This is a genomic window from Chitinibacter bivalviorum (genome assembly GCF_013403565.1).
Lineage (GTDB): Bacteria > Pseudomonadota > Gammaproteobacteria > Burkholderiales > Chitinibacteraceae > Chitinibacter > Chitinibacter bivalviorum.
Map to the genome: position 1 here is coordinate 2,872,247 of NZ_CP058627.1, position 12,114 is coordinate 2,884,360.

Consider the following 12,114-nt stretch of genomic DNA (forward strand, 5'->3'; position numbering starts at 1 on the left):
GCTTTCCTGCGGTGTTCGTGACGGCTCAGATTCTTTGAACCGATAAGCTGTATAGCATGTTTGCCGGGTCTCCCGACGCCTGTTGTGAGCATTCCCCAGTTTCGACTCGGATGAATGCACCTGATGGCATCGACTTGGCAGCGACTTGAACCATTGGGTTCAAGATGCGAGTCGGAACGACATTCGCGGGAAGCCCCCCTCTTTTTTATGCTTCAATCAAACCCCCCCACAAATCCTGAGCTAAGACGGCAACTACGTCAGGCTCGTTTAGCGATTTCTCCAGTAGATCGACTTGCATCAGCTTGGTCCATTACGCGATCACAACCTATACTCAATCGCCTACGTCGCGGCAAAAAAATTGCGCTGTATGTTCCCGTGGGTGGTGAATTTCCAACTTGGCCTTTGATCTTGACCGCGCTGCATCGCGGGTGCCAGGTTTTCCTGCCGCAAACGCCGCAGCGAGGACGACAATTGCGCTTTGTTCGGCTGGATGCGCGTTCAAGCTGGAGTTTGGGCAAATTTAATATTCCAGTCCCCAACCACACTGAACAATGCAGGCCAAAAGATTTGGATACCGTATTTGTGCCTTTATTGGGGTTTGATCATCAATTGGCGCGAATGGGGCAGGGCGGCGGTTACTACGACAGCACTTTTGCGTTTCGCCGTCTGCGGCGAACTTGGCAACAGCCCAAATTAATTGGCCTTGCATTTCAGATTCAGCAGGTCGCTAATTTGCCCGTAAATACTTGGGATTTACGACTCGATGCGCTGCAAACTGAGTGCAACTATTTACACCCTGCTTTGCATCAAACTTAATCTCAATACTGGTTATTCCGCAGGTACAGGTGTCAGAAAGTTGGCTATGATGATCACATAGTTTTTGTTTTTAGCTGTGAACCGATTTACATACCAATTTTTAGAAGAGGTCAAAATGGCTGCCATTGTTTCTTCCCCAGTGAGTATCGTTAACGCCACCGGTCTGCACGCTCGTCCAGCTGCGAATGTAGTGAATGTAGCGAAACAATATCAATCGGATATCAAATTGGTGTTTAAGGCGATTGAAGCTAACGCCAAATCAGTGGTGTCGGTGATGGGTTTGGACGTTAGCCTAGGTGACAAAATCCAGATCAAGGCCGATGGCCCCGATGCTCAGGCAGCGATTACTGCCCTGACTCAGGTTATTTCTTCTGGCTGCGGCGAAAAGTAATCGTCGGCCAATCAAAAAAGGGTAGCTTGCTGCCCTTTTTTGTTTATCAGCGCTTCTGTAAATCAAAATAATGAATTGTAAATTTAAGTAATAAGCCTGCCATTACATGTATTTAATCTGATAACAGACAATTTTTCGCCTGTTTGATTCACGCACAATGCAGTCCTTTCGAAGAGCAAATGCAGCTATTGTGTAATTGTTGGCAGTAAATATCGCTACAATTTACGTCATGCCGCTGGAATATCCTATTAAACTAGGTTCCATAGAATATCGAACACGCTATTAGCCAGATATCGCACAAAAAACGAGGTAAATTATGTCGAGCAACCCTGTGACCCAGATTGAACTTAAAGCACCCTTATCAGGGGTGATGGTGCCTTTGGAAAAAGTGCCTGATCCTGTTTTTGCCCAAAAAATGGTTGGCGATGGGATCTCGATTGATCCAACCAGCAATGTTTTGCTGGCACCATTAACAGGTAAAGTAACTCAGCTGCACTCGGCAAAACACGCGGTTACGATTACTGCACCCTGCGGGATCGAAGTATTAATGCACATCGGTCTGGATACGGTGATGCTGAAAGGGCATGGTTTTACGGCCAAAGTAAAAGAGGGTGACATCGTGGATGTCGGCCAGCCCTTGATTGAATTTGATATGGATTTGGTTGCTCGCAAGGCAGTTTCTTTGCTCACGCAAATTGTTATCACCAACAGTGATCAAGTTAGCCAATTTACGCCAGCCACCGGTTTGGTGCAGGCGGGAAAAAACACTGCGCTGACTTTGCAATTAGCGGCGGGTGCCGCAGCGGCCACGGCCACAACTGGCCCGTCGGGCGAAGCTTATTCTGACCCCATCAAAGTACCAAACCACACAGGTTTGCATGCTCGTCCTTCAGCGGTGTTGGTCAACGCTGCAAAAACTTATCAATCAGATATTAAATTGGTCCGTGCTGGTAGTGAGGCCAATGCCAAATCCGTGGTAGCCATCATGGGCTTGGAAGTACAACACGGTGACGAAATTCGCGTCCGTGCTGCTGGCCCAGATGCGGCGGCGGCTGTGAAAGCATTGTCAGAATTAATTCAAACAGGTTGCGGTGAAGACATTGGTGGCCCAGTGCCCAAAAATAAACCTGCACCGTTGAATATTAAAACGGCAAAACCACAGCCAAAATCGACAGATCCTAATGTATTGAGCGGTGTGTCAGCTTCACCGGGTTTGGCGGTCGGTAATGTGTTTCATGTGAAACAAGAAGAAATATCTGTCGTTGAAAAAGGTGAAGATCAGCACGTTGAAAAACGTCGCCTCGATAAAGCGTTGAAAGACGCTCACCTGCAATTGGAAAGCCTAAAAGCTGAAATCTCTGATGCCAGCAAAGCCGAGATTTTTGCGGCTCACCAAGAATTGCTGGAAGACCCAGACTTGCTGGCGATTGCGATTGCCAATATCGGCAAGGACAAGAGCGCTGCCTTTGCGTGGAAAGTGGCATTCAATACCTATGCAGACAAATTGGCCGGCTTGAAAAATGAAGTCTTGGCGGGTCGCGCGAATGACATCCGTGACGTGGGTCGTCGTGTGCTGCGTTTAATAGCAGGGATCGAAGAAGCGGCAATGGTGGTGCCAGAAAACGCCATCTTGATCGCCGAAGAACTCACGCCATCTGATACGGCGAGTATGGATCGCACCAAAGTATTGGGTTTCTGCACCACCGGTGGTGGTGCAACCAGCCACGTCGCTATTTTGGCACGCTCACTTAATATCCCTGCAATCTGCGGTATTGACGAAGATGTCATGCAATTGGCCAATGGCACGCCTGTGATCTTGGATGGTACACGCGGCACATTGCGCAAAAACCCATCGACCGCTGAAGTGGCTGCGATTCGCGAAAAACAAGCGACGCAAGCGACCAAGCGTGCGGCCGAAATGGCGGCAGCGTTTGAGCCTGCGGTGACCAAAGATGGTACGCATGTGGAAGTCGTTGCCAATATCGGTGGTTTGGACGACGCAGTTGAAGGGGTGAAATTGGGCAGTGAAGGTGTGGGTCTGCTGCGCAGTGAGTTCCTGTACCTAGAGCGTACCGACGCGCCAACGGAAGAAGAACAAAGCCAGATTTATATCGACATCGCTAAAGCCTTGGGCAATGACAAAACGTTTGTCGTACGTACCCTCGATGTGGGCGGTGATAAACCATTGGCTTACTTGCCAATGCCAGTCGAAGAAAATCCATTCCTCGGTATCCGTGGTGTGCGTTTGTGCTTGGCTGAGCCAGAAATTCTGCATACCCAAGTTCGTGCGGTATTGCGTTCAGCACCGTATTCAAAATTGGCCATCATGTTCCCCATGATTACCAGCTTGGAAGAAGTGCGGGAAGTAAAACGCGTGGTCGCCGAAGAAAAAGCGGCGTTGGGTATTACGCAAGACGTGCAAGTCGGCATTATGGTTGAAGTGCCTGCCACTGCCGTGATGGCCGAGCAATTTGCGCGCGAAGTCGATTTCTTCTCGATCGGTACCAACGATTTAACGCAATACACTTTGGCGATGGATCGCGGTCACCCGAAACTGGCTAAGCAAGCCGACGTGATGCATCCAGGCGTATTGAATCTGATCAATATGACGGTGCAAGGCGCGCATAAACACGGCAAGTGGGTAGGTGTATGCGGTGGTATCGCGTCTGATCCAATGGCAATTCCATTATTGCTGGGTATCGGTGTGGATGAATTGTCGGCCAGCGTGCCAACGATTCCTGCGATCAAAGCTTTGGTTCGCACTTTGGATAAAGCTGAATGCCAGAAATTGGCGGCTGAAGTATTGCAGCTAGGCACTGCCGCTGAAGTTCGTGCGCGCTTGTCGCAATTGGTTGATTAAGGAAAATTCAAATGGTAATGATGGTCATTGTGTTTCTGGCGGGCTTGATTATTGGTGTGGGTGTCGGTATGTCGATGCGTAAAGCCCCCGCTGCTCAGCCCGTTGTGCAGCAAGCGCCGGTGAAAGCGGTCGCACAAACAGCTACCTCAGACAGTGCGGTGCAGGCAGCATGGTTGCCAGCGCTGGGTGGTGCTGGCAATGTGAAAGAAGCTGAGGCTATTGCTGCAACTCGGGTGCGCGTGACATTGCTCGATGGCGCCAAGCTCAATGAGTCGGCTCTAAAGCAGGCCGGGGTGCAAGCCGTTGCGGCAATTAATGCGCAAGTGTTTCATTTGATTGTGGGTCCAAAAGTAGCCTGATCAGGAAAAAACCCACTCATTGCAGTGGGTTTTTTTTGATCTAGATCAAAATACCCATATGGGGTAAATCCCGCTAATCCTTTTACCTTATTGTTTGTAGTTACATACCCAAGATAGATTATTGGCATTGTTTTAAGAAATTCATAAGTTGGCCAATTGGTTCGACCGGAAACTCAGGAGAAAGTCGATGTTTAAAAATGCTTTTGCAGTGTTACAGCAAATTGGTAAAGCACTGATGCTGCCCGTTGCCGTCCTACCGGTGGCAGGTTTGTTATTGGGGATCGGTGCTTCTCATTTCTCATTCATTCCAACCATCGTCTCGCAATTGATGGAGGCGGGCGGGGGCGCAATTTTCGGGCATCTGCCTTTGATTTTTGCCATTGGTGTGGCATTGGGTTTAACTGAAAACGACGGTGTGGCGGCAATTGCTGCCAGTGTGGGCTTTGTAGTGCTCTTGGCCACGATGGGCGTGATGGCGCCGGTCATGGGTGTTGAGCCTGCGACCGTGATGGGCATGAAATCAATGGAAACCGGCGTATTCGGCGGCATTATCATTGGTGGCGTGGCTGCGACCTTATTCAATAAATACTACCGCATTGAATTGCCACCTTATCTGGGCTTCTTTGCTGGTAAACGTTTCGTGCCAATTGCCACGGGCGTGGTGGCGATTTTTGTCGGTGTGATCATGTCTTTGATCTGGCCTCCGATCCAAGGCGCGATTAACACCTTCTCGCAATGGGCTGCGCATTCTGATCCACGGATGGCGGCAACGGTTTACGGCTTTGTGGAACGGATGTTGATTCCTTTTGGTTTGCACCATATCTGGAATGTACCGTTCTTCTTTGAAATCGGCTCTTTCACCAATACAGCTGGCAAAGTAGTCCACGGTGATATTGCCCGCTTCTTTGCTGGCGACCCTACGGCAGGTATTTTGTCGGGCGCATTTTTCTTCAAAATGTTTGGTTTGCCAGCGGCCGCTATTGCGATTTGGCATACGGCCAAGCCTGAAAATAAAGTCATGGTCGGCGGGATTATGATTTCAGCGGCGCTGACGTCATTTCTGACTGGGATTACCGAGCCAATTGAATTTGCGTTTATGTTTGTAGCGCCAGTGTTATACGTTATCCATGCATTCTTGGCTGCGTCTGGGCAATTTATCGCCAATACGCTGGATATGCACATGGGCTTTACCTTCTCGCAAGGTGGGATCGACTTCCTGATCTTTAATGCCTTTGGTGTGTACGCTAAAAACTGGTGGTATGTACTGATCATTGGCCCAATCTATGCCGCGATTTACTACAGCGTATTCCGTTTTGTAATTACCAAATGGAATCTGAAAACCCCTGGTCGCGAAGATGAAAGCGCTGAAGATGCTATTGCTGGTGTGAGTGGCTCAGGCATGGCGCATGATTTAGTCTTGGCATTTGGTGGCGCTGGCAATATCAAATCACTGGATGCATGTATCACTCGTCTGCGCATTTCGGTTGAAGATGTTGCGAAAGTCGACCAAGCCAAACTGAAAGCCTTGGGTGCAGCTGGTGTGATGCAAGTGGGTAACAATATGCAGGCAATTTTTGGTACTCGCTCAGAAAATCTGAAAACGGATATGTCTGAATACATCAAAGCTGGCGGCGGCCATACCGCGGTTGCGGCAGCAACTTCACCAGCAAGCAAACCTGCTGCAGTGGCCAAACAGGCGAGCAACCCCGCTTTATTGGCAGCTCTCGGCGGTAAAGCCAATATTCGCAATGTGTCGCCACTGGCGGTAACTCGGGTGCGCGTTGAATTAGTTGATTCGAAATTGCTCAATGTCGATGCTTTAAAAGCACAAGGCGTAGAAGGTGTTGCACCTTTGGCCGATGGCGTGGTGCATTTGATTGTGGGGGCGGATCAGGCTGAACAAGTGGCGGGTTCCTTGCTCTGAGTCGTATTCGCGAGATAAAACGAAGCCCATTGCTTTGCAATGGGCTTTTTTACGCGCGTATCGAATGAACTGACAATTTTGCTGGATAGTCGATCCGGTTTCAGCCACACTTTCATCATGGCACGCGAAAAACATTTAGATCTTCCATCCTATATCGCCCCAGCTTGGCTGCCGGGTGGGCATGCGCAAACGATTTATCCCGCATTGCTGCTGTGGCAGCGGCAAATTAAATACAAGCGCGAGCACTGGATTACGCCGGATATGGATTCGATCGGACTCGATTGGACGCAAGGTCGTGCCGGTACACCATTGATCGTGTTATTTCATGGTCTAGAAGGCAGCTCACGCAGTCATTACGCCATCTCACTATTTCATCAAGCGTATCGACAAGGCTGGCGTGGGGTTGTGCCGCATTTTCGTACTTGTGGCAATGTTCCTAATCGCTTGCCACGCAGCTATCACGCTGGAGATTCGGCGGAAATTGACTGGATTTTACGTAGGCTCAAAAAACATCTACCCGATACACCGATGTTTGCGGTGGGTTATTCACTGGGTGGAAATGCTTTGCTGAAATGGCTGGGTGAACAGGGGGATGCAGCGCAGGAGCTGATTCATGCCGCAGCGGCGATTTCTGCGCCGATGGATTTAGCCGCGTGTGGCAACGTGTTGGATTCGGGAATTAATCGCCATCTGTATACACGCGAGTTTCTTGGCACAATGCGCAAGAAAGCACAGTTCAAATTAAAACTGAGCGAAAATCCGTTTATTGATTGGGAGCAGGTCAAAAAAGTGCGGACTTTGCGCGAATTTGATGATCTGGTGACGGCCCCACTACATGGTTTTTTTGGGGTGGAAGATTATTGGACTCGTGCCAGTAGTAAAGCGGTGCTGAAGCAGATTAGCCTACCTACGCTGATCATCAATGCCTTGAATGATCCCTTTATGCCCGCTCATAGTCTGCCGACGGTTCATGATGTCTCAGCGCAAATTCGCTTGATTCAGCCGCGCGAAGGCGGGCATGTTGGCTTTGTGTCTGGTGCGCCACCGGGTCGCTTCGCTTGGTTGCCCGACACCCTGTTAAAATTCTTCCAATACCATCTGCCCTTGGTGAAATAGATGAGCCGCGTTCCTGCTGCAATTTTCAAAGCCTACGATATTCGCGGCCCTGTTTCTTTATTGACGAGCGATGTCGCCTATTGGGTGGGTCGTGCAATTGGCGCCCAAGCCAAATCGCGTCATATTCAATCGATTGCCTTGGCGGGGGATGGCCGGCTTTCGACCCCTGATTTGTTGCAGGCTACTGAGCGAGGCTTGATCGAGGCCGGTATTCAAGTGCAAAACCTTGGCATGGCTTGTACGCCTTTGCTGTACTTTGCGGCTAAATATCATGCCGATGCTTCGGGCGTGATGATTACTGGCAGCCATAATCCGCCCGAATACAATGGCATTAAAATCGTTTTGGGCGGGGAAACGATCGATGGCGCTGCATTGCAGGCTTTGCGTGAGCAAATTGAAGCCGAGCAATTGCCTGTCGCGCAGGGGGCTGAGGTAAATCATCACGATGTCTATGCTGATTATCTTGCTCACATGCAGCAAACGATAGCGCTCAAGAAAAAACTAAACATTGTGATCGATTGCGGCAATGGCGCGCCTGGTGCGGTTGCTCCGAGCTTATTTCGAGATTTAGGCTGCAATGTAACCGAGCTGTATTGTGAAGTGGATGGCCACTTCCCGAATCATCATCCAGATCCTCAGGTGGTTGAAAATCTGCGCGAGTTACGCGCGAAAGTCCTCGAAATAAAGGCCGATGTCGGCATTGCTTTTGATGGCGATGGCGATCGGCTGGGTGTGGTGACCGCGCAAGGGCAGATTATTCCTGGCGATCGCTTATTAATGATTTTTGCCAGTATCATTTTGCAGCAGCAAACTGGCCATGTTTTATATGATGTGAAATCTAGCCGCGCGGTAGCGCAGTGGGTCAAACAATTGGGCGGCACCTCAGAAGCGATTCCAACGGGGCATTCGCATATGAAGCGCAAACTCAAACAAAGCAAAGCACTCCTCGCGGGGGAGCTATCTGGGCATTTTGCCTTTGCTGGCTGGGATGTCGATGACGCTTTATTTGCAGCTGCCAAATTATTACAGGCCATTGCCGACGGTCTAGATTTAGATAGCGAATTAGCCCGCTTACCGCAGTGCTTGGCTACGCATGAATTGCAAATACCGCTTTCAGGGGCGGGTCATTTACTAGTGAAAGACATTGCCGCTAAAGCCCAATTTCCAACCGCAAGTAGCATTAGCTTTGTCGATGGCCTCCGTATCGAATACGCAGATGGTTTTGGCCTGATTCGTGCATCCAACACGACCCCCGTACTGACATTGCGCATCGAGGCGGATGAGGCCCAAGCACTTCATCGCATCGAACAAGAACTGGCGGCTGCGATCGCTCCGCTTCCTTTTCCTCAATACAGTTTAAGCAAATGATCAATTTACCCCCTCAATATATTATTGCTGCCAATGTAGCAGCCGCTTTGGCCGAAGACATTAGCGAGCGTGATTGGACGGCGCAACTCATTCCTGCAGAGCAAACTGCCACCGCTCACATCATCGTGCGCCAAGCCGCCGTCATTTGTGGTTTACCGTGGGCCAATGAGGTCATTCGGCAAGTCGATGAAACCATTCAAATCGATTGGAAAATTACGGAGGGGGAGTATGTCGCTGAAGATCAGTTACTTTGTATTCTTCAGGGCAATGCCCGCTCTTTGCTCACTGCAGAACGCAGTATTCTCAATTTCATCCAGACCTTATCAGCGGTAGCGACCGAAACCCATCGCTACGCAGCAGTGATTAAAGGCACCAATGCCGTTGTCCATGACACGCGTAAAACCATTCCTGGTCTACGTCGCGCGCAAAAATATGCGGTCACGGTCGGTGGTGGAGCTAATCAACGCATCGCTTTGTATGACGGCATTTTGATCAAAGAAAATCACATCGTTGCTGCAGGTAGTATTTCAAATGCACTGGCAGCCGCTCAGTCGATTGCGCCTAAACACGTCACAATCCAGATCGAAGTAGAAAACCTCGACGAACTTGCCCAAGCTTTAGCCGCAGGCGCGGAATCAGTCTTGCTCGACAATATGAGCTTGGATGAAATGCGTACCGCCGTTGAGATGTCAAAAGGCAAAGCCATCTTGGAAGCATCTGGTGGCGTTGACCTCACCACCATCAGAGCGATTGCCGAAACGGGTGTTGACCGAATTTCAGTGGGTAAGCTCACTAAGGATATTCAAGCCGTCGATCTATCAATGCGGTTTAGCTAACGCAATAAAGTGAGCATGTTGCCTTTAACACAGCCCGCGCCAGCGGGCTGTGTGCTTTTCGGGGTGTTGATTTCGCTGTTTTCATGCCTTTCGTGCTTTTTCTACCGCGCCGTTGATTCTTTTTCACTCTTTTCGCCTGAATTCGCTGGTGCTGCGAACGTGCTTTTTGCGTTTGCTGCAAAAATGTCTCAAATCTCGTTCCTATTCAGATCAACCACTTAGCGCCTTTCTTTGCTTTTCTTTACCGATAGGTGTTGACGGGCTTCGAGGCGGTGGGTATAGTTCGGCCTCTCTGCTGATGACGCAGCGAAACGAAGTGATGTTTCTGCAGTCTCAGATCGATCTTTAACAATATACAGCCGATGAGTGTGAGTGCTTGATTCGTAAGTCGAAACAAGTGCTTGCACTCAATTGAAAAAGTAATATTTGTAGTCTGAACTTCGGTTCAAACTCGGATGTTCTTTTGAGTATTGAAGTACAAGCCAAGTAGTAAAAATAGCATAGCGATTAAACGAAAGAGTTTGATCCTGGCTCAGATTGAACGCTGGCGGCATGCTTTACACATGCAAGTCGAACGGCAGCACGGACTTCGGTCTGGTGGCGAGTGGCGAACGGGTGAGTAATACATCGGAACGTACCCAGTAATGGGGGATAACTATCCGAAAGGATAGCTAATACCGCATACGCCCTACGGGGGAAAGAGGGGGATCGCAAGACCTCTTGTTATTGGAGCGGCCGATGGCTGATTAGCTAGTTGGTGAGGTAAAGGCTCACCAAGGCGACGATCAGTAGCGGGTCTTAGAGGACGATCCGCCACACTGGAACTGAGACACGGTCCAGACTCCTACGGGAGGCAGCAGTGGGGAATCTTGGACAATGGGCGCAAGCCTGATCCAGCAATGCCGCGTGCGTGAAGAAGGCCTTCGGGTTGTAAAGCGCTTTTGTCTGGGAGCAAATCCTTGTGGCTAATACCCACCGGGGATGAGAGTACCAGAAGAATAAGGACCGGCTAACTACGTGCCAGCAGCCGCGGTAATACGTAGGGTCCAAGCGTTAATCGGAATTACTGGGCGTAAAGCGTGCGCAGGTGGTTTGTTAAGCACGATGTGAAATCCCCGAGCTCAACTTGGGAATTGCATTGTGAACTGGCTAACTAGAGTACGGCAGAGGGGGGTGGAATTCCACGTGTAGCAGTGAAATGCGTAGAGATGTGGAGGAACACCGATGGCGAAGGCAACCCCCTGGGCTGATACTGACACTCATGCACGAAAGCGTGGGGAGCAAACAGGATTAGATACCCTGGTAGTCCACGCCCTAAACGATGTCAACTAGTTGTTGGGCTTTTCGGAGCTTAGTAACGCAGCTAACGCGTGAAGTTGACCGCCTGGGGAGTACGGTCGCAAGACTAAAACTCAAAGGAATTGACGGGGGCCCGCACAAGCGGTGGATGATGTGGATTAATTCGATGCAACGCGAAAAACCTTACCTGGTCTTGACATGTACGGAATCCTTGAGAGATCGAGGAGTGCCTTCGGGAGCCGTAACACAGGTGCTGCATGGCTGTCGTCAGCTCGTGTCGTGAGATGTTGGGTTAAGTCCCGCAACGAGCGCAACCCTTGCCATTAGTTGCTACCATTTAGTTGAGCACTTTAATGGGACTGCCGGTGACAAACCGGAGGAAGGTGGGGATGACGTCAAGTCCTCATGGCCCTTATGACCAGGGCTTCACACGTCATACAATGGTCGGTACAGAGGGTCGCTAACCCGCGAGGGGGTGCCAATCTCACAAAACCGATCGTAGTCCGGATTGCACTCTGCAACTCGAGTGCATGAAGTCGGAATCGCTAGTAATCGCGGATCAGCATGTCGCGGTGAATACGTTCCCGGGCCTTGTACACACCGCCCGTCACACCATGGGAGTGGGTTTCACCAGAAGTAGGTAGGCTAACCTTAGGGGGGCCGCTTACCACGGTGGGATTCATGACTGGGGTGAAGTCGTAACAAGGTAGCCGTAGGGGAACCTGCGGCTGGATCACCTCCTTTCAAGAGAAAGACCTGCGGGTCAAGTACTCACACTCATCGGCTGTAGAATTTGAAGATACAGAGAAAGTAACTGCGAGATGAAGCAATTGATCTCAGGGTTACGGACTTGGTTGGAAGCTGGGTCAGTCGCTCTGGCGGCGTAGATTATCTAAGGTAATCTCGAAGTTAGGGTTGATCTAGTGAAGACAAAAGCTGGGTCAGTAGCTCAGTCGGTTAGAGCACCGTCTTGATAAGGCGGGGGTCGCTGGTTCGATTCCAGCTTGACCCACCACTTACCTAGTAAGTGGAAACAGCTTAGTAATGCCAGATTGGGGGATTAGCTCAGTTGGGAGAGCACCTGCTTTGCAAGCAGGGGGTCGTCGGTTCGATCCCGTCATCCTCCACCACACCTTGCGGCGAGC

General features: G+C 50.2%; 8 protein-coding genes, 2 tRNA genes, 1 rRNA gene and 1 other RNA gene. All 12 read left to right on the forward strand.

The annotated features are described in order from the left end of the window. The 12 genes from ssrS to HQ393_RS13745 all read left to right on the forward strand — a co-directional run bounded on the left by ssrS (position 1) and on the right by HQ393_RS13745 (position 12,099). Positions 1-196: non-coding RNA, 6S RNA (gene ssrS / locus HQ393_RS13690), on the forward strand. 11 nt (positions 197-207) lie between these two features. After that, positions 208-816 carry a 5-formyltetrahydrofolate cyclo-ligase gene (locus HQ393_RS13695; protein WP_179355708.1) on the forward strand — a complete coding sequence of 203 codons (609 nt, stop codon included), beginning with the start codon at positions 208-210 and terminating at the stop codon, positions 814-816. Between the two features lie 115 nt (positions 817-931). Continuing rightward, entirely contained in the window at positions 932-1,207 is a 276-nt protein-coding gene (locus tag HQ393_RS13700; protein ID WP_179355709.1) for an HPr family phosphocarrier protein, read from the forward strand. 316 nt (positions 1,208-1,523) lie between these two features. Continuing rightward, positions 1,524-4,067, forward strand: a complete 2,544-nt coding sequence (gene ptsP, locus HQ393_RS13705) for a phosphoenolpyruvate--protein phosphotransferase (protein WP_179355710.1) — start codon at positions 1,524-1,526, stop codon at positions 4,065-4,067. A gap of 11 nt (positions 4,068-4,078) precedes the next feature. Further along, entirely contained in the window at positions 4,079-4,426 is a 348-nt protein-coding gene (locus HQ393_RS13710) for a PTS sugar transporter subunit IIB (protein ID WP_179355711.1), read from the forward strand. Between the two features lie 187 nt (positions 4,427-4,613). Next, entirely contained in the window at positions 4,614-6,350 is a 1,737-nt protein-coding gene (gene ptsG / locus HQ393_RS13715; RefSeq protein ID WP_179355712.1) for a PTS glucose transporter subunit IIBC, read from the forward strand. Between the two features lie 117 nt (positions 6,351-6,467). Further along, positions 6,468-7,466, forward strand: coding sequence for a YheT family hydrolase (locus HQ393_RS13720; RefSeq protein WP_179355713.1), 999 nt, complete (start codon positions 6,468-6,470; stop codon positions 7,464-7,466). Beyond that, positions 7,467-8,834: a phosphomannomutase/phosphoglucomutase gene (locus HQ393_RS13725; RefSeq protein WP_179355714.1), complete on the forward strand. Its 1,368-nt coding sequence runs from the start codon at positions 7,467-7,469 to the stop codon at positions 8,832-8,834. After that, a complete protein-coding gene (nadC, locus tag HQ393_RS13730) occupies positions 8,831-9,670 on the forward strand; it encodes a carboxylating nicotinate-nucleotide diphosphorylase (protein ID WP_179355715.1) in 840 nt (279 codons plus the stop codon). The genes HQ393_RS13725 and nadC overlap by 4 nt, the downstream gene beginning before the upstream one ends. Before the next feature lie 509 nt (positions 9,671-10,179). Then, a 16S ribosomal RNA gene (locus HQ393_RS13735) occupies positions 10,180-11,713 on the forward strand. Positions 11,714-11,907: 194 nt separating this feature from the next. Next, positions 11,908-11,984, forward strand: a tRNA-Ile gene (locus tag HQ393_RS13740). Between the two features lie 39 nt (positions 11,985-12,023). After that, positions 12,024-12,099 (forward strand) — tRNA-Ala (locus tag HQ393_RS13745). Positions 12,100-12,114: the final 15 nt, after the last annotated feature.

Coding starts and splice junctions, on each gene's coding strand:
- ptsG (WP_179355712.1), top strand. CDS start 4,614: ATGTTTAAAAATGCTTTTGCAGTGTTACAGCAAATTGGTAAAGCACTG.
- HQ393_RS13720 (WP_179355713.1), top strand. CDS start 6,468: ATGGCACGCGAAAAACATTTAGATCTTCCATCCTATATCGCCCCAGCT.
- nadC (WP_179355715.1), top strand. CDS start 8,831: ATGATCAATTTACCCCCTCAATATATTATTGCTGCCAATGTAGCAGCC.
- HQ393_RS13695 (WP_179355708.1), top strand. CDS start 208: ATGCTTCAATCAAACCCCCCCACAAATCCTGAGCTAAGACGGCAACTA.
- HQ393_RS13700 (WP_179355709.1), top strand. CDS start 932: ATGGCTGCCATTGTTTCTTCCCCAGTGAGTATCGTTAACGCCACCGGT.
- HQ393_RS13710 (WP_179355711.1), top strand. CDS start 4,079: ATGGTAATGATGGTCATTGTGTTTCTGGCGGGCTTGATTATTGGTGTG.
- ptsP (WP_179355710.1), top strand. CDS start 1,524: ATGTCGAGCAACCCTGTGACCCAGATTGAACTTAAAGCACCCTTATCA.
- HQ393_RS13725 (WP_179355714.1), top strand. CDS start 7,467: ATGAGCCGCGTTCCTGCTGCAATTTTCAAAGCCTACGATATTCGCGGC.